This is a genomic window from Gracilibacillus alcaliphilus, assembly GCF_016909015.1.
In the GTDB taxonomy this organism is placed as follows: domain Bacteria; phylum Bacillota; class Bacilli; order Bacillales; family Amphibacillaceae; genus Gracilibacillus; species Gracilibacillus alcaliphilus.
The window spans coordinates 44,409-61,952 of sequence record NZ_JAFBFA010000022.1; the positions used below are offsets into that span (position 1 = coordinate 44,409).

Annotated in this window: 19 protein-coding genes; 10 read left to right on the forward strand and 9 right to left on the reverse strand. The window is 37.5% G+C overall.

The features are described from left to right. From JOD18_RS15240 to JOD18_RS15250, 3 genes are all read left to right on the forward strand, one after another. Positions 1-1,872 carry a TnsD family Tn7-like transposition protein gene (locus tag JOD18_RS15240; protein ID WP_204669993.1) on the forward strand — a complete coding sequence of 624 codons (1,872 nt, stop codon included), beginning with the start codon at positions 1-3 and terminating at the stop codon, positions 1,870-1,872. Then, the gene (locus tag JOD18_RS15245) at positions 1,850-3,385 is read left to right on the forward strand and encodes a Tn7-like element transposition protein TnsE (RefSeq protein WP_338029551.1); all 1,536 of its coding nucleotides are present in this window, start codon (positions 1,850-1,852) and stop codon (positions 3,383-3,385) included. Before JOD18_RS15240 ends, JOD18_RS15245 begins: the two co-directional genes overlap by 23 nt. A gap of 765 nt (positions 3,386-4,150) precedes the next feature. After that, positions 4,151-4,678, forward strand: coding sequence for a reverse transcriptase domain-containing protein (locus JOD18_RS15250; protein WP_420827806.1), 528 nt, complete (start codon positions 4,151-4,153; stop codon positions 4,676-4,678). A gap of 110 nt (positions 4,679-4,788) precedes the next feature. Here the strand turns inward: JOD18_RS15250 and JOD18_RS15255 are convergent, their stop codons facing one another. From JOD18_RS15255 to JOD18_RS24810, 5 genes are all read right to left on the reverse strand, one after another. Continuing rightward, the gene (locus JOD18_RS15255; RefSeq protein ID WP_204669994.1) at positions 4,789-5,799 is read right to left on the reverse strand and encodes a tyrosine-type recombinase/integrase; all 1,011 of its coding nucleotides are present in this window, start codon (positions 5,797-5,799) and stop codon (positions 4,789-4,791) included. Further along, positions 5,792-6,478 (reverse strand): tyrosine-type recombinase/integrase, encoded by a 687-nt coding sequence (locus tag JOD18_RS15260; protein WP_204669995.1) that lies wholly within the window; start codon positions 6,476-6,478, stop codon positions 5,792-5,794. Before JOD18_RS15260 ends, JOD18_RS15255 begins: the two co-directional genes overlap by 8 nt. Positions 6,479-6,501: 23 nt before the next feature. Further along, positions 6,502-6,825 (reverse strand): hypothetical protein, encoded by a 324-nt coding sequence (locus JOD18_RS15265; protein ID WP_204669996.1) that lies wholly within the window; start codon positions 6,823-6,825, stop codon positions 6,502-6,504. Next, positions 6,818-8,020, reverse strand: coding sequence for a tyrosine-type recombinase/integrase (locus JOD18_RS15270; RefSeq protein WP_204669997.1), 1,203 nt, complete (start codon positions 8,018-8,020; stop codon positions 6,818-6,820). The genes JOD18_RS15265 and JOD18_RS15270 overlap by 8 nt, the downstream gene beginning before the upstream one ends. A gap of 141 nt (positions 8,021-8,161) precedes the next feature. Continuing rightward, positions 8,162-8,719 carry a reverse transcriptase domain-containing protein gene (locus tag JOD18_RS24810; protein ID WP_204669998.1) on the reverse strand — a complete coding sequence of 186 codons (558 nt, stop codon included), beginning with the start codon at positions 8,717-8,719 and terminating at the stop codon, positions 8,162-8,164. A gap of 689 nt (positions 8,720-9,408) precedes the next feature. Here JOD18_RS24810 and JOD18_RS15280 point away from each other — a divergent pair. Together JOD18_RS15280 and JOD18_RS15285 are read left to right on the forward strand one after the other, a co-directional pair. Next, a complete protein-coding gene (locus tag JOD18_RS15280) occupies positions 9,409-9,657 on the forward strand; it encodes a hypothetical protein (RefSeq protein WP_204669999.1) in 249 nt (82 codons plus the stop codon). A 375-nt stretch (positions 9,658-10,032) separates the two neighbouring features. Next, positions 10,033-10,473, forward strand: coding sequence for a JAB domain-containing protein (locus JOD18_RS15285; RefSeq protein WP_204670000.1), 441 nt, complete (start codon positions 10,033-10,035; stop codon positions 10,471-10,473). Between the two features lie 22 nt (positions 10,474-10,495). Here the strand turns inward: JOD18_RS15285 and JOD18_RS24635 are convergent, their stop codons facing one another. The 3 genes from JOD18_RS24635 to JOD18_RS15295 all read right to left on the reverse strand — a co-directional run bounded on the left by JOD18_RS24635 (position 10,496) and on the right by JOD18_RS15295 (position 11,830). Then, complete coding sequence (locus tag JOD18_RS24635; RefSeq protein ID WP_275583023.1) at positions 10,496-10,909, reverse strand: DsbA family oxidoreductase; 414 nt, start codon at positions 10,907-10,909, stop codon at positions 10,496-10,498. 41 nt (positions 10,910-10,950) lie between these two features. Continuing rightward, positions 10,951-11,199: a DsbA family protein gene (locus JOD18_RS24640; RefSeq protein ID WP_275583024.1), complete on the reverse strand. Its 249-nt coding sequence runs from the start codon at positions 11,197-11,199 to the stop codon at positions 10,951-10,953. A 70-nt stretch (positions 11,200-11,269) separates the two neighbouring features. Then, complete coding sequence (locus JOD18_RS15295; protein ID WP_204670001.1) at positions 11,270-11,830, reverse strand: NADPH-dependent FMN reductase; 561 nt, start codon at positions 11,828-11,830, stop codon at positions 11,270-11,272. A 179-nt stretch (positions 11,831-12,009) separates the two neighbouring features. Here JOD18_RS15295 and JOD18_RS15300 point away from each other — a divergent pair, with 179 nt between their 5' ends. From JOD18_RS15300 to JOD18_RS15315, 4 genes are all read left to right on the forward strand, one after another. Then, positions 12,010-12,582, forward strand: a complete 573-nt coding sequence (locus JOD18_RS15300; RefSeq protein WP_204670002.1) for a TetR/AcrR family transcriptional regulator — start codon at positions 12,010-12,012, stop codon at positions 12,580-12,582. A 175-nt stretch (positions 12,583-12,757) separates the two neighbouring features. Continuing rightward, complete coding sequence (locus JOD18_RS15305; RefSeq protein WP_338029552.1) at positions 12,758-12,988, forward strand: DsbA family protein; 231 nt, start codon at positions 12,758-12,760, stop codon at positions 12,986-12,988. A gap of 98 nt (positions 12,989-13,086) precedes the next feature. Further along, entirely contained in the window at positions 13,087-13,770 is a 684-nt protein-coding gene (locus tag JOD18_RS15310) for a response regulator transcription factor (RefSeq protein WP_275583025.1), read from the forward strand. An 11-nt stretch (positions 13,771-13,781) separates the two neighbouring features. Continuing rightward, complete coding sequence (locus JOD18_RS15315; RefSeq protein ID WP_204670004.1) at positions 13,782-14,819, forward strand: sensor histidine kinase; 1,038 nt, start codon at positions 13,782-13,784, stop codon at positions 14,817-14,819. Positions 14,820-15,493: 674 nt separating this feature from the next. Here the strand turns inward: JOD18_RS15315 and JOD18_RS15320 are convergent. Beyond that, positions 15,494-16,465 (reverse strand): aldo/keto reductase, encoded by a 972-nt coding sequence (locus JOD18_RS15320; RefSeq protein WP_204670005.1) that lies wholly within the window; start codon positions 16,463-16,465, stop codon positions 15,494-15,496. Between the two features lie 202 nt (positions 16,466-16,667). Between JOD18_RS15320 and JOD18_RS15325 the strand changes: the two genes are divergently transcribed. Continuing rightward, positions 16,668-17,138: a MarR family winged helix-turn-helix transcriptional regulator gene (locus JOD18_RS15325; RefSeq protein ID WP_204670006.1), complete on the forward strand. Its 471-nt coding sequence runs from the start codon at positions 16,668-16,670 to the stop codon at positions 17,136-17,138. Positions 17,139-17,544 lie beyond the last annotated feature (406 nt).

A 17,544-nucleotide genomic window follows, 5' to 3' on the forward strand; every position in this document is an offset into this window, starting at 1 on the left:
GTGCTGCCATTCTTTACTGATCCTTATCCAGATGAGTTGATTTATTCAGCAATAGCACGTTATCACTTTTACAGTGGAAATATTGATTACAAAGATACGTTGGAAGAAGTATTTCAAAGTCGTTCTGTGATACCAAGTTTAGAGATTGGTAGTCATTTTCATTCCTTGGCTGGACAGATGGGAAATCATTTTTCAGTAGAGAATTTACTAGCGAAACATACCATTTACCCGTTTTATGCCCCGTTCCTTTCCAAGCATCGACAGCAAGATATTATGCATGATGTCCAAGGTGATGGAAAGGGTCTGTATACACGGCTGGGCATGGTTGCCGGAGGTATTTGCAAGAGAGACGGTTTATACTATTGTTCACGATGTGCTCAATCTGATATTGATACATACGGTGAACCGTACATACATAGGGAACACCAACTACAAGGTATAGACATATGTGCGCATCATTATTTACAACTAAGAAAATATCCAGAGGATTTTAACGAGCAAAGTCGAATCAAATTTATTCGCTTTGAGGCAAAAAGAATGGATTTTTCTACTTTACAGGAAGTGAAATCTTCTGATCATTTTGATATTCAAGTTAAGCTAGCACAAATGGCATATCAATTGTTAAATGTTGATATAAAAACGTTCTCGCGTGAGAAGGTCTTTAATAGGTATCGATTACTCCTCAGAGAAAAGAATTTGCTTACTCCTTCAAATCGAATAAGGCAAAATGAGTTATTTGAAGCATTCCAAGCAAAGTTCCCAAAAGAGTTTCTAGAAAAGCACGATTCGGGGCTAAATGAGGAAAATGAATACAATTGGTTAAAGGTATTAACCCGCAATGAAAAACGCCATGTGCACCCTTTGCGCCACCTATTCTTTCTGTATTTTTTAGACAAAGATGTAGAGGAGTTTTTGCATGTTGAACAAGATGAAGGTCCTTTTGGGAACGGTCCGTGGCCATGTTTAAATAAAGCTGCTGATCATTATAAGCAACTCGTTATCCATCATGTAGAGATTACAAGAGATTTTAAATCAATCGCCCCCATTGGTACGTTTCAGTGTTCCTGTGGCTTCATTTATGCTAGAAAGGGCCCTGTTAAATCGAACGAAGATAAATGCCGTATTGGACGTGTAAAAGCGTTTGGAAATGTCTGGATGGACAAGTTACAAGTCATAGCAAAAAACAAGGATCTTAGCATAAGAGCAATGGCTGAAATGCTTGGAGTTGATTCTAAGACTGTGAAGAGGTATTTATTATCCATGGATAGGCAAAAAGAAGAGGTTGAAAGCATAGTAATTCCTCCAACATTCCAACAGTATCGACAAAAATTACTTGAAGGGATACAACGATATCCTAATGATTCAAGAACACAAATTAGAGAGCGTTTTCAAAAGGAGTACGCCTATTTGTATCGCCATGATAAGGAATGGTTATTTAAACAGTTGCCTAACATTCGCACGAAGGAAAAACCACAAACAACTGTGGATTGGGAAGTTCGTGATCGTGAATACTGTTCCAAAGTCAAAAAGCTTTCCAAAGAACTCATAATGTTAGATAAGCCCGTTCGAATCACTATTTCGATTGTTGGAAAACGTCTTGGAATATTATCGAACTTAGAGAAACATCTCGATAAGCTGCCGCAAACGAAAAAATTCCTAAATGGGGTCACAGAAACGATACAGCAGTTCCAAATCAGGCGATGTTGTAAAGTTATAGACCAAATGTTGCTGGAACAAGAACCTGTTAGGTTATGGAAAGTGCAACGCATTGGTGCGGTGAAATCACAGTATTTTCATGAAATAAAACCGCATTTGGAAACATATTTGCAGAGAAAACAGGAAGTGGATAATGATGAGCACACGACAGGTTAAAATTAAATGGCCGTTTAGGAAAGGTGAAAAAGCAAGACTAATTTGGATTGGTGATCCCTTCCGTTTTGATAATAAAATGATGCTACATGCGTACTTTATGTCACGGGGAATTACCGAAAAGGTACTGTTGGACTGGGGCACATTACCTTGCTTAGCCATCCAGCATTTTTATAGTGATGGGTTAATTACTACAAGTCAGCCACCGCAAGGAGCACGGGAAGTAGATATAACAATATATCCGGGCAGAGTGCAGTATTATGAGAAGCCATGGAACATACAGGGAAGTGGTGACCCTGCAATTTCTCGCAGTTTTATATTTTCCTTTGATGGCAAAAATGTCATTCTGCCAGTCATTGAAGTGTTGCGGAGTATATTAGCACCAAATGGCTTTCTTTTATATCGCTTGTTTGAATCGAATTCCTTTCCCCAGTTCTTCACAGAAACATACGAAGCAAATAAGATTCATCTTAGCTTTTCATCACTATATGAATTGAAGTACACAAAGACAGCATTCGTTTACCAATTGGTGTGGCTGCTAACGAATCGTGATTTACGACAAGTTTATGAAAACATTTCCTTCACATGGTTGCAGGAACAAACATTAAAGTTTAAATGGAATTTCAGACAACCGATTACAATAACTGCTCGTGTAAAGGAAAATAGAAGCACGTGGACGGTATTAAAAATCGTTAATGTAAAAAATAAGCATATTTCATATGACAATATCTCTATTTCACACCCAGAAATACAAGATAAAAGGAAGTCGAAAGAGGCGAAGAAATATACATATCGTACTTTAAATAAAACTGACAAGCAAGAAGGGTTTACATTAGATGAAGAAGTTGATGGATCTACAGATGACTTTGATCTTGTGCAAATGAATCGTTTGAGACATGAATATACTTCAGTCCCAAACGTCAAACGGATCAAACGTGGTTTTTCAAAGCAGCGTATGGAAGAGGATGAAAACACCAAAAGATACTATGGCGTCAACGATTCCATTCGTTCTACAGCAGATGTCGGTGGACAACAACTTGAAAGAGGCTTGGAACACCAAATGTTGCATGAGATCCAAGCTCAAGGGGAGCTGCAGGACTTTATAAATGTCTTAAAAATATTGGAGCAGGACTCAGAAGTAAAAGCAATTCGGGCATTTATGGATGTGTTACCAGAGGGGTTAGGAGAGCGGAAGTTTACAAAGCTTAGCGACGGCGTTACAAAAAGACGTTATGTAATCGCTGAGGTATTTATGGTGAATGGGGGACGGTTTAATATTATCGAGGTAGAACGTGAACATCGTTCCTTATCAACACTTATTTTATCGTCATACTCTAACCAAGATTGGAGTTCTACCTATAATCAAATACTTATAAAGCTTGTCAATGCTAGTGGCACTTGGACTCGTAAGTCATTAGCATACTTTGAAAGTGTGGGAATTAACATAACAAAAGCTAAACATAGTAGTAATGGGATTCGAAATTGGGCTAGAATTTTATTAGGAAAGTTCTTATAATGTCTCCCATCCCCTTACTTTAGAGAAAACTGACTTCGGATAACTTCAATAAACGGGCCACGCTCGACAAGTTCTGTTATAAACGCTATATTGCGTGAAATACAGGGGATTATTAGTAAATCCTAACTTTACAACTGAGGATGGGAATGACGGAGCCATGTTTCCCGAAACCATCCGTCAATACTCCTGCATGCGTCATGACTGACAGGTCATGGGGTTTGAAGTACAGGTAGATTCGGCAGAACGAAGGCTGAAGCCATTCCTTTAGAAAAGGTATGCCAACGGATATGCCGCACGGCTGAAAAACTGGATATGGTGAGAATGGTTTCCAGGAAGGGAACTGACGAACACCCGAACATACAGGTCTAAAGTTTGACTATAGGGAAACCTATAGGCCATCCAACGATGGCGTGAGTGGTGTGGAGTAAAAATTGGCCCTCTGAAACACGCTATACCGAACAAAGGCGGTATCCAGCTCACAGGCTTACAGGGAACACCTACGTCCAGAACGGAAAGCTAGGTTGTAAGGGACTTGGAAAACAAGGATCATTGAGACAAGGACTGTCATCCGAAATGGTTGCTATAAGGCTTATGCTGAAAAGCATTGATCCTTGCGAGGGTAGGGGTACGACTGATGAATCTCCTGTAATGGGAGTGGAGGAACAGCCCCAAGTCTAACGGGAAAGAATGATCATTTTCCATACGTGCATTGCACCGATCGGGTAAGAACGTGGGAACATCACTTCCGTAAGGAGGGATACCACAGTGCAAGCTTTACGATACTGGGATTATTACGATATGACGGAGACGTTTACGGATTTGTACGACAAAGCCAATCAACAACAATCATTTTCCCATCTGTTTGATGTTATTACATCTCGAGAAAATATTTTACTGGCTTATCGTACAATAAAATCCAATAAAGGATCCGAGACGCCAGGAACCGATGGAAAAACCATCACAGACATTAAAAAGTTGTCGGAAGAAGAATTAGTGACAGAAGTTCAAAACAAACTCGAAAACTATCGCCCGAAAAAAGTCAGACGAAAATGGATTGAAAAAGATAATGGTAAGTTGAGACCTCTTGGGATTCCCTGTATTCTAGATCGAGTCATCCAACAAAGTTTCAAGCAGGTGCTTGAACCGATTGCTGAAGCTCAATTCTATAATCATAGTTATGGGTTTAGACCGCTTCGGTCAGCGCACCATGCGATGGCAAGAATCCAATTCCTTATCAATCAAGCACACTTTCATTTTGTGGTTGACATTGATATCAAGGTTATCACCAGTTAATCATTACCACCAGTTAGTTGATAAAATATAAAATTGTTTATAAGCAATAGTTACAAAACCTGCTTGAATTATTTAATAGTCTATTTTCTAACTGGTGATAATTATTAGTATTATTTTATTAATCCTTTAAGTTTTTTTAGGATTTCAGGATCTTTCCATGAAGCTATCGGTTCTTCAGCATTATCTTTAAAAATTAAATTTCCAGCGGCTTCAACAGCTTTCATCATTGCATCCGATCCAATTTCAAGATATGCCTCTGTTGTTTGAATGGATTCATGTCCAAGAAAGCGTTGAATAACCGGAAGACTAGCTCCATTTAAGAGCATATGGGTTGCCTTGGATCTCCTCAGCATATGAGAAGATACTGTTTTGTTGGTGAGTGAGTCCAGTTTTTCTGATGCTGCAAGTGCATATTTTTTAAGTATATAATCTATGCCGGAATCTGAAATTCTGTCACCACACCGGTTTCTAAACAAAGCGCCATTTTCAAGTAGGAATTTCTGCCGAAATTGCTTCATAAGTTTTACGGTATGTTTGGTTAAATATACTCTGCGATATTTGGATCCTTTACCAAAAATGACAACAGAATTTTCTTTCCCAAATGAAAAATCCTTCAAGTTCATGCGGACCGTTTCATCTACCCTTGCCGCAGTATCATACATGACATTAATAAGGATAAAATGCTTGTAACCAGCATCCGTGGATATATTTATGGATTCAAGTATTGCCTGATATTCTTCAATAGTTAAAAAATCTTTTTTTGGTTTTGGTGCTTTTTTAATTTTTATATCTTTTGCGTTTAAATAAGCATTGGCATAAACCGGATTAATATCAGCTGCAAAAGAAAGAAAAGCGACAATTCCAGCTCTGCGCTGATTTCTGGTCGATATAGATACACTTTTTTCGGTTTCTATATATGACAAGAACATTCGAATGTAACTCTTATCAAAATGAATGACATTAATATCCTCAATCTGGAGGGTTTGGCTTTTCTTTAGCCAGAGGACAAACTGTTCAATTGCTGTATAGTAAGACCTCAGCGTTTCAGGAGACATACCTGCTTCGTTTTTCACATAAGAGACAACAAAATATTCAAGCATACTAGGAAATGTTTTATTCATTAAACTCACCCACCTTTTCGTCAAAAATGGATGATACAAATGATGTATATTTCTCCATTTTTTCTAAGGTATCCTGAAATAGATCGTTTGTTAGCCATAGATATTCTTGTGTACAGTAAATTGATTGATGTCCCATGAAGGTTGAAAGCGACATCAGGTGTACATTGATATCCCCAGGCATACGGGATAATTTTTGTAATGAATGGACTGCAAATGTGACTCTGATGTCATGCATCCTAGGACCGAATCCTTTTCCTTTATGCTCTATTCCTGCCATATTTAAAAACCGTCTGAAATAGATATACGCTCTTTGAGATGAAACTTGTCCATTATTATGGGGAGATCCACTATCAAAGAAATATCTCCCTACACCCTTTCGGGTTTTTGATTGTTCTAGGTACTTACTACAGGCTTCAAAAAGTGAATCTGAAATTGTTACAATACGTAGATTATCATTTTTAGCACGATTAATGTGAATAATACGTTGTTTCAGGTCAACCTCTTCTACTTTTAATCCTGTGACTTCAGAAATTCGCATTCCGGTACAATAAAGCAGGGTAAAAATACATGACATACAACTTAACATATTTGGTGTTCCTGTGTATTTTTGTTTAGGTTGATAATTTCTGGATTCATACAGCACCCTTGCAATTTCGTCATGTGAAAAAACATATGGCACAAAGGTATTCTTCCTACGTTTTATCAAAGCAGGTACAATATAAACATTTTTTGTTCTGAGTACCGATGTAAGGTAATTACCAAAAGAGCGTATAATAGAAGCTTTTCTGGATGCAGTTGAATTTTTTCATCTGGTCCGATAGTAAGGAAACCAATGACAGTCTCTCTCTTTAAACAATGTTCTTGTTCTGGATAATCCATACAGTACCTGTCAAACAGTGACATAACAGGAAGAAATGACTCAGGTTTACAACGGTTTGCATTGACTTTATACTCAATGAAAGAAACAATACAGTCTGCCAAATAACTTCTGAAATAAGTAGTATCACAAATGTAGGTTTTATTCATAAGTTGGCACCTCGAGTTCACAGAGGCGAAGATGATTAAAATCAACTTTTGAATAAATCCTGGTGGTATCAACAGATGCGTGCCCTAGCGTTTTGGAAATTTCCATAATACCGGTATCATTGGAGAGCATGTTTGATGCCAGAGAGTGTCTTAAGCTGTGGCTTCCGTGTTTTCTTCCGTTGATGTTAATACCGGAACTTATAAATGCATTAGATATCATAGTTGATATCGTTACAGCTGAACCGAGTTCAGAACCGTCGGCTTTTAGAAATACTTTTTCACTCGTAAAAGCAGATCTTTTATTCAGAAGGTAATCAGTTAGCGCATTGCCAGAATAACCGTTGAATTTATGTGTAAGTAACTGTTTGGTTTTGGACTGAACAATACAAATCGTTTCACTTTCCCAATCTATATCAGAAATTTTCATGTTCCAAATATCTCCGGCACGGAAACCATAAAGCGCAATAAGTAGAGCAATTGCATAATTACGTTTTGGATTAATACCACCACTATATCGGATATAATCTAACAACTGAAAGATTTCTTCTGGGGTATAAACAGAAGGAATCTCTGTATGATTACGATGTTTATTTGAAGGAAACAATGGACTGTAGTCAGAATATATATATTCCTTTTTATTACAATATACAAGAAAACGCTTCAATACTTTTAACTTGGATTTTACAGTTTGTTTTGAAAGATCGGAAAGCGAATAAAAATATTGTAGTAAAAGACCATCGCTAATATCTAATAATGAACATGTTGTTAAAAAAGTATGAACCGTGTTATATGCATATCTTTGGGAATTCGGAGAGTACTCAAGTTCTTTTATGTGTTCCATGTAGCTATCTAGACATATTTTATCGAAGTTCGACAACTTTTTCCTTATAGATGACCCCTCCATTGATGTTCCTGGCATTGATTGATAGTTGAAATAATAAATAAGTGAATGAAAAGCATGACGGATTCGATATTCTTTTACGGGTAGTACTGATGGATCTTCAAGAAGTAAATTCCTACCACATTTATGAATCAGATAATTATTGATGCTTTGCAGGTTAAACTCAGTTTCAAAATAAATAGATTTGATAAAACGATTCCAATGCCACCTATAATTGATATAGATGCTCGACTTGGTAAAAAGCTGTTTTTCAAGACAATTGCAAGCATTGTCAATAAGGATTGTAGTTTTCATGATTGTTATCCTCCATAACGAATTTCAGTGTTAAAACTGATAAACTCATTATAGTAGGAAATATGATTATCACCAGTTGGGATCTTATAGAATTTAAAAACCTATTGTTTTTCCTATTAGTATTTATAAACCCATCAAAATTCAAGTCATAACTGGTGGTAATGATAAACTGGTGATAACTTGGATGTCGACGTCTAACACCCAATATCTTTGTTTACTTTCTTTGCGAATTTTCGCCACAGCTTGATGCGCATTTCGTTTTGGGCGAAACCCAAACGAACAGTCTTGAAAATCCGCCTCAAAAATGGGCTCAATGACGATTTTCATTGCCATTTGTGCGATTCTGTCCTTTACCGTCGGAATGCCTAACGGTCGTTTCTTCCCATCATCTTTCGGTATATAGGTTCGTAGCACGGGGTGTGGATGATAGGCTTTCTCCTTCAGTTCCATATAGAGTTCATTCAAAAATTTCTTCTCTCCATAATCGCTGATATCTTCCAAGGTTTGGTTGTCCACCCCACTACTTCCTCTATTTCTTTTCACTCGTTGCCATGCTTCCCATAAGATATCTGGACGATACATCTTATCATACAAGGCATGAAACCGCCGTGTCTTACTTTCCTTGGCACAAAGGTATAATGTTCGTTGAAGTTGTCGAGCTTTTACCTGATTGGTGTAGTTAGCTATTTTAGCATTCACTCACTCTTACCTCCTTCCAACATGTGAACGAAGTAGGGTATTGGTTTCTACCGTCCTTCCCTAGATCACGTTGTGTTGTCATGATCATCTCTGGTACTATGACCCCCTCCGACTTCCTCTCAGTCCATCCACCATTTCACTTAACGCTTATAGGTTTCTGTTTTACTTCTTGTAGAAGTGACCGAGGAGGATATCCCCAGTTCCGTTTATCACTTTCTTAACATGTCGCTCTCCATACCCCGAGGGATTCTTCGGTGCTGATATACCAAGTTCTTTACACCTTCCATGGTCTTCGCTTATAAGACACAAGCTCGACTTCCCTTCTTCCTTTTAGAGGGTTGTAATTGACGAGGCTGCAAGATTCACTTGATGTTACAACCTGTTAAGTTGCTCGCACTCCGTAAAGAGTACTTTGTCACGAGGCTTCAACCTTAGGATTTCTCCACCAGTTGCCCGTCAGCTACCGAGCGTCTTGGCACTTACTCGGGTTGGACTTTCACCAACTAGCAATGAACGGCTTGCTGGGCACGCGACTTTAGAAAAAGTCAGTTAATAAAACAGTTTAATAGTAACCGAAAAACAACAATTGATCATGAAACTATTGCTTCAGCATTGGATGGGAAAGTTGCAAAGGATATTTATAATAAAAGAATTCCTATCAATCAATATAAGAAGAAAGATTTCCTAATGTGACAAAAGAAGATGCTGTAAACATGAGAAACGAGTTATTACAAATTGTAATTGATCAGCTAATTGATATGGAAAAAATTAATCATGATGTATATCAATCTCTAATTTCTGGTGATTTAGATTATGGTTATGCCTACCCCCTTGAAATGAATGAAGATATAGATGGTTATCCCGTAGGATTTAAAAAGGATGCAAAAAATTATTTAAAAGATAGTATAAGGAAAGAACTTGTTAGACTTCGAGAATAATAAGTAAAGTTAAAATATAGTGAACTTGGAACAGTGCAAATATATACTGTGTTGGGATAGAAGGGAGTTGTCCGTTAGGTTTTTTCCTTTTCAGCTCCCCTAATTATAATCTCCTAATTCGTCTGTAAAGTGGAGACGAATTATCGATTATGTAAAGGGTCTTCGTTCTTCGGATGTTATGAGTCAGCCAAGTAGGATAAGGGTGCGTAAGAAAGCAATTAACGCTTTTAACGCACCCTAATTCATTGGGCTTCCCCAAAACATATACGAATCACTTGATAGTTTTGCTACTTACGCCACTTGACATTAATCGATGCGAAGATTCTCTATATGGTGACCAAAAAGGTCAAAAAAATTATAGAGAGGTTGATCTAAATGGAAACCATTTTAGAAGTAGTTCGCATTGAACAAATTATTCGAGAGGCAGAAGAAGGTGTTGATTACATTATTCGTAGTCCAGAAGACGGAGCAAAGATAGCATCTCGCTTTATTGGTCGTGATGATCGTGAAGTGTTTTTTGTTATGTGTTTAAATACGAAAAATAATGTTATCGCAGTTCATCGTTGTCATGTAGGTTCGTTAAATTCCTCACTCGTTCATCCACGTGAGGTGTTTAAATCAGCGATACTTAATAACGCAGCAAGTGTAGTTGCAGTTCAGCATCCAAGTGGCGACATTAAACCGTCTATGGAAGACGTTAAAGTTACAAGAAGATTAGTCGAGGCGGGAAAGTTACTAGGCATCGAAGTTCTTGACCACTTAGTCGTAAATAGTGATAACAGTTTTACAAGCCTGAAAGAAAGAGGCTATATTTAAAAGGGAGAAACAACTCCTTTTTTTAAATTGAACACCCGTCAGGACCACAAACATCACCATCTGAACCAAAACTTTTCAGCGTAGGCTTACTCCCTTCTTCTTCAGCAATCTGCTTTAATGCATTTTCAAAGACTTCTTGGGGCTGACCGCCTGAAATAGCATATTTACGGTTAATAACAAAGTATGGAACGCCAGTCATTTGTAATTTAGATGCTTCCATTTTATCATTTTCAACTTCAGCTAAATATGCATTTTCATCTTCTACAATTTCTCGTACGGCATCTTCATCAAGACCGACTTCTTTTGCTAAGGTGATAAGTTGCTCATTGTCTGGAAGAAATATAATTTCGGTAAATACCGCATAAAATATACGTTCCTGATATTCCTGTGCTTTACCGATTTCTTGCGCGTACTTTGCGACACGGTGTGCGTTCAATGTATTTTGCCACATCATGTTGTCATAACGATAGTCAAGTCCTAAGCCCTTTGAGTTGTACTTTCTACCATTTGGTGAACCTGAGCTGCAGGCTGTCCTGTTCGTTTACTTAATGCTTCTAATGTAGTTATTGTTGGGGTAGTCGGTCCATCAGGAACTAATTCATATGCTTTGTAAGTAATCTCTACATGACTTTTTAGTCCAGTAGCTTCTAAAGTATTTTCCAGTTCGCGTTTAGCGATATAACAAAATTGACATACATAATCTGTCCAAGCTTCAATCTTAATCATTTCTAATTCCTCCTTACAATATTCAAAAACAGTGAGAGGAGAAAAGGCAATGCTCTTCTCCTCCTAAAGATTAATTTCTGATTGTTTTCAATGCAGTAGACCAAGCTACAACTTCGCCCAACATTGTATTTATGGTATCTTCATGAAATGGTGCTGGATTAAATGTTCTCATGTCTTCAAAATCAGTAAAAAGACTTAACCCCGGTTGAGTTCCAACTACCGCAACTTTTGGAACAGATAGTATTGATCGTAAGTTATTCGCTGCAGTCACACCAAGTGTAGAACCATAGCCAACAATTCCAGCAGCTTTATTATTCCACTCAGGGTATAAATAATCGATAGCGTCTTTCAGTCCTGAAGTAACGCCTTTATTATACTCTGCTGTAACAAATACAAACCCATCCAGTTCGCTGATTTTCTCTGACCAAACTTTAGCTTCTGGAGCTTGATAATCAGTTGACAAAATGGCAGGGACAGGCTCGTTGAATTGTGGTAAATTGTATTTTTTAATGTCCACTAATTCATATTCAGCATCTGTTCTTTTGTCGGCAATGGATTTAACCCATTCAGCAACTTGAATATTTACTCTTGCATCTCTTGTACTTCCTGTAATAATACCAATTTTAACCATTTTATTCCTCCTAATGTTGTGTGCTAAAAATGTGCTTTATAAGCAATATTTATAAGTTAAGTATTTGCTTACAATTGAATTGTATAACATAATAAAAATAAGCAACACCAATAATTTCTTCAATCTGTTGGTTATACGACACATTGAAGAAACTGTATAAAAAGTAGGAGTGAATTTTTATGACACAATCAAACACAGATCCCCGAGTTCTTCGTACACGTAAATTAATCATGGACTCATTTACTAATCTCTCCGATAAAAAGGAATTTACCGATATTACAGTAAAGGATATTACGACGGAAGCGATGATTAATCGTGCGACTTTTTATTATCATTTTGAGGATAAGTATGATTTGTTAGACAAGGCGTTACCGGAAGTGCTAATGGTTAATTTAAGTTCTAATATGTATGAGGAAAGCGAATTTAATGAAGAAACAATTATTAGTATTTTCTTAGCTACAACGCGGTTTCAAGAATCTTTGTCAAACCGTTGTAAAAGTGGATATGAAGAAAAAATTGCTCGCTTTGTTAGAGAACAGCTTGAAATCATTCTTTATAAAATGTTATTAAAACAGCGCAAAAACAAAGATAAACAAACCCTGAAGGTTATTGCTGTTATATTAAGCTGGGGAATTTATGGAGCTTCCGAAGATTGGAAAAGAAATAATGAGAAGCTGTCACCAGAAGAATTTATCAAATTAGCAATACCTTATATCATGTCTGGGATTGATGTTTATTCTAAATCAACTTAAAACTAATTTAGAATCGTATTAACAGAAAAAATGAGGTCTATGGATTTTTTAAATAGTTTTCTTCATCTGTTGGATAAACAACATATCTGCATTTCCATTGGTATAAGAATCCATTTAATCCTGTTCCAATTAGGTTACATGGCAAATGGAAAATAGAAAAGGGGATCAAGTCAAGATGATAAAACACTTACCTAAAGTAGACCTCTACTATGTATCAGATCCAATTTGTTCCCACTGTTGGGGATTGGAACCACAGCTCAATAAGTTTGTATCTCAATATGGTCACTACTTCAATTTTCACACCGTAATGGGAGGAATTTTAAAAACATGGGATGAATTCGTCGGTGGGAAGAGGGTACTTTTTAACCCTCTTTCCATACTAAAATCCGAATACCCTTTTATTTAAATTAATTTATTTGAATTCGCCTAAAAATAGGAAGAACCAATAGCATTCTAATCATGAATAGTTTAGAATAAATAAGTATATAGGAAGGAGGACTCCAAATGAATATGAACATCTTTATTATTGAAGACGACTCCCTGCTCTTAGAAGCATTAAATGAAGGGTTAAGCCAGTGGTCATACGAGGTAAGTAGCCCAAGTGATTTTTCTCATGTAATGGAAGACTTTGTAGCGCATCGGCCTCACTTAGTCATGATTGATATACAGCTTCCTAAGTTTGATGGGTTTCATTGGTGTAGAGAAATACGTGCAGTGTCCAAAGTTCCCATTATTTTTCTTTCATCAAGAGATCATCCGATGGATATGGTGATGGCCATGAACTTAGGGGCGGACGATTATGTTCAGAAACCATTTCATATGGATGTCCTTCTCGCCAAGGTTCAGGCAATTCTTCGTCGAACCTATACGTATGAAGAAGCATCCTCCGATGTCATTGAATGGAATCAAGCCATTATTGACTTAAAAAGTGGCGGGATTTATAAGGACGGGCAAACCATTGAACTTACAAAAAATGAATTTTTTATTCTCTCGGTACTAGTCAAATCAAATAATGAAATTATCTCGCGTCATGAATTGATGAAAATGCTCTGGGATGATGATCAATTTATTAATGATAATACGCTGACAGCCAACATCACAAGATTACGACAAAAGCTCTCCTCTCTTAATTTAGCCAATGGAATTGTGACGAAAAAAGGGCTCGGGTATATGGCCGTTACACTATAGGAGGGTCCAAATTGTTTATCGCTTATCTCGTTTATAAAAAGAGTTGGATTGCCCTAATGGGGTTACTCCTTCTACTTACCAACGCTTTAATTCTATTTGATGCGGGCATTCGTGTGGAGCCCTACTCAATCATTTATTTAAATGGGTTGTTTCTAACAACCTGTGTTGTTTTTTTTATTTGGAGATACAAAAAAGAAACCGCCTATTATAAATCCCTGCTTACGCTTTTTAACGATCTGGGCGATGACTGGTTTGAAAGAATTCCTTCTCCTCATAGCCGTTTTCCGGACAGCATTGTGTATACACTTTTACAAACAATTTATGAGTATGAGAAAAACAAACGTCGTGAGGATCACTCCTCTCAACAAATGGACCATAATGATCTTGCATCATGGGTTCATGAAATGAAAACGCCCCTTACAGCGATGAAGATAACCATTGATGCTCACCGTTCTAATGAGTTAGCTCAAAAGCTAAATGCGCCCTGGTTGAGGATGCACTTATTAATTGACCGACAGCTTTATATTTCGCGATTAGCTAATTTAGACTCAGACTTACTCCCAGAAAAGCAGGAAGTGCAAGATTTGATAAGAGAAGAGGTTCGTAAGCTATCAACATGGTGTATGGAAAAAAATATATCTATTGATTTGACGGGGAACACCGCGTCTACCGTGTACACTGATAAAAAGTGGTGCGGGTTTGTGATCAGACAGCTTTTAACGAATGCGATTAAGTACAGTCCAACAGATGGAAATATATTCATTCACATTGGCCTCCATGAAAATGAATCCGTCATCTTAACAATTAAAGATGAAGGGCCTGGCATTCAAGCACATGACCTGCCACGCATATTTGATAAAGGCTTTACTGGAGAAAATGGGAGGGTTCAGCACTCAGCGACGGGCATGGGACTTTATCTTGCAAAAAAAATAAGCGTGAAGTTACACATTCGACTTGAAGTTGCTTCGGTCGCCAGCGAAGGTACATCGATTCAAATGATATTCTCTAGTGATAACCCATTTGAGCGGATGAGACGATCATTACTTTGAAAATAGGCATTAATGAAGTAGTTAGGATATTTAAAACCTGACTGCTTTTTTTGTGGCCATGCATGGCAATTAGCTAGGTGAGGAAAGCCCAGTATGGGGTCTGTAGTTACCAACCGCTAGCCAAGGGCAAGGGTATCCATCGTGAGGTGAAATCTGAAGGAAGCTGGATCACTCTGAAAAAGTTAAATATACTATAATAATAAGAGGATAGTTAGTTTAATATAATAGCTAATCTTTTTCTATGCATACTAGAATTATATAATATACTTTTAAATTTTAGTCTCATATGTTTAGTTTATGATTCTATATTGATGGAGGTTGTTATGATAGTACAGGAAGTGTTACTTGATGATAATAAAAAAGATACATGCTTCTTGATGAAGGAGGCATACCAGTAGTCCCAGTAATGAGATATTTAAAATATCTAGATACGACATGGAATGTAGTAATACTCAAAAAATGTATTGTTATGCTTTAAATGGGGTATTTTCGGTATGTTTACAAGGAGCATTTTTTCCATTCAACAATCGGGTGTCATTCTTGAATAAGGATTGAGATTGACGTCAGACTCCTATACAATGGCCTTGTGTAGTTCTTTATTTTAGTTTTGCGCTGATTGAATTATAAAAAAGAGCGAACACTTTTTAATTGTTCGCTCCTAAGCATCGTTGTATTTAAACCAAAGCATGCGGTACATAAGGTTCTTCTAAACTCTTGATTTCTTCAGATGTCAAGTTGATTGTTAGCGCTGACTCCGCATCCACGAGATGGCTTATCTTGGTAGCCCCAATAATCGGTGAAGTAACCTCTTCCTTTTGTAAAAGCCATGCAAGTGCGACCTGTGCTCGTGGAATACCACGGTTCGCAGCAACCTCTGCCACTTTTTCCGCCACTTCCCGATCAACTTCTTTGGTCTTGGTAAACAGAGCCTTTGCTACTTGGTCATTCATTGATCGGGAGGTCTGCTCATTCCAATCTCGGGTCAATCGGCCTGCAGCAAATGGTAAATATGGCGTAACGCCAACCCCATCATCCTTACAAAAAGGCAGCATCTCTCTTTCTTCCTCTCTATAAAGCAAGTTAAGTCTATTTTCCATGGAAATGAAACGAGTCCAACCGTTGAGTTCTGCCACATGTTGAGCTTTTGCGAACTGCCAAGCCGACATGGACGATGCTCCGATATACCTTACCTTGCCTGCCTTAACTAGATCATGAAGTGCCTCCATCGTTTCTTCAATTGGTGTATTAGGATCCCAACGATGGATCTGGTACAAATCGATGTAGTCAGTACCCAAGCGTCTTAGGCTATTTTCAACCTCCGTCATGATAACTTTACGGGAAAGCCCCATTGCGTTGGGACCTTTACGCATCGGGACGAATACTTTTGTAGCAATGACAACTTCGTCTCGGTTAGCGAAGTCCTTTAATGCTCTTCCAAGAATTTCTTCACTTGTGCCGTCAGAATACATATTAGCGGTACTGAAAAAGTTTATGCCTAATTCAAGGGCCTTTTTTATGATTGGTCTGCTCTTTTCTTCATTTAGTGACCATGGCGCATTTCCTCGCTCTGGTACGCCGAAGCTCATGGTTCCAAGACATAACTCTGAAACTTCCAAACCAGAATTTCCAAGTTTTTTATATTTCATTTTTATAATACACTCCTTCTGTAATAGATCAAAAATTTAATGATATTTTTATAAAAATTACTCGTTATACTCTCCTTTCTGAGTTCAACTTTTGTCGTTACAGACAATATATCCTTCATGCATATCGATTAGGTTGACATGTCAACCATAAATATACACTACTAGACTTTGGTTGACATGTCAACTGTGATATACTACATTTATGAATAAAAAAATGATAAGTGAAGAAGAAATGCAAATATGGCATATTTGGAAAAGCTCTTATAAGAACATTTTTGGACGCGTAGTAAAAGACATGTCTGAGCAAACCGGGCTATCGGAGGGTGACTTCGGTATATTGGACCGGTTAGATCTTTATGGAAAAGGCAAGCTACGCCAACAAGAATTAGCAGTCTCAATGGATTGGACGAAGAGTCGGTTGTCCCACCATTTAACACGGATGGAAAAACGCGGACTTGTTTCAAGAGAACCATTAGAAACTGAACGAGGCGTTCAGGTCATTATCACCTCTTTTGGGAAAACAACATTAGATGATGCACGGCCCGTAGTTTCAATGGCAATACGCAAACATTTCTTAGATTTTTTAACTGAACAAGACATTGAATCGATTACTAAATTGGCGGAAAGAACAAAGACAAATTCTTCATCGCCTTGTAAAAATTCACCATCTTAATTGCAATTTTTGATGTTATTCAAGAACATTATCATAGGAGGCGAAATCTTTTTACAATCAAGTGGAAATCAGAAGTATGTTAGAATCGAAAATGTCATACTTATTGTACAAATTTGACTGATTTTCCATTAAAAGCAGTCTTCCGCAAGCGGGCGCGATTGTTGAGCAACATAGGTAGAAAATAATCAAATATTTTATAAACCAACAGTAAAAGAGTGATATATATTGTACATGTACAATAGGTATCACTCTTTAATTTTTATGACTTTTTACGATTTAGGTCTTGATAATAAGAAAGGGGGTGTCCGATACCACTATAAGCTTCGAAAACTATGAGGACTGCATTTGAGGGAAAGACGATGACGTGACTCAAGAAGGCCTCGCCGTTTCAACGGAGAAACCTGAT

Coding starts and splice junctions, on each gene's coding strand:
- JOD18_RS15295 (WP_204670001.1), bottom strand. CDS start 11,830: ATGGTTAAAATTGGTATTATTACAGGAAGTACAAGAGATGCAAGAGTA.
- JOD18_RS15255 (WP_204669994.1), bottom strand. CDS start 5,799: ATGAATAAAACATTTCCTAGTATGCTTGAATATTTTGTTGTCTCTTAT.
- JOD18_RS15320 (WP_204670005.1), bottom strand. CDS start 16,465: ATGAAATATAAAAAACTTGGAAATTCTGGTTTGGAAGTTTCAGAGTTA.
- JOD18_RS15325 (WP_204670006.1), top strand. CDS start 16,668: ATGAATAAAAAAATGATAAGTGAAGAAGAAATGCAAATATGGCATATT.
- JOD18_RS15305 (WP_338029552.1), top strand. CDS start 12,758: ATGATAAAACACTTACCTAAAGTAGACCTCTACTATGTATCAGATCCA.
- JOD18_RS15310 (WP_275583025.1), top strand. CDS start 13,087: ATGAATATGAACATCTTTATTATTGAAGACGACTCCCTGCTCTTAGAA.
- JOD18_RS15300 (WP_204670002.1), top strand. CDS start 12,010: ATGACACAATCAAACACAGATCCCCGAGTTCTTCGTACACGTAAATTA.
- JOD18_RS15285 (WP_204670000.1), top strand. CDS start 10,033: ATGGAAACCATTTTAGAAGTAGTTCGCATTGAACAAATTATTCGAGAG.
- JOD18_RS15270 (WP_204669997.1), bottom strand. CDS start 8,020: ATGAAAACTACAATCCTTATTGACAATGCTTGCAATTGTCTTGAAAAA.
- JOD18_RS24640 (WP_275583024.1), bottom strand. CDS start 11,199: ATGATTAAGATTGAAGCTTGGACAGATTATGTATGTCAATTTTGTTAT.
- JOD18_RS15245 (WP_338029551.1), top strand. CDS start 1,850: ATGATGAGCACACGACAGGTTAAAATTAAATGGCCGTTTAGGAAAGGT.
- JOD18_RS15265 (WP_204669996.1), bottom strand. CDS start 6,825: ATGAATAAAACCTACATTTGTGATACTACTTATTTCAGAAGTTATTTG.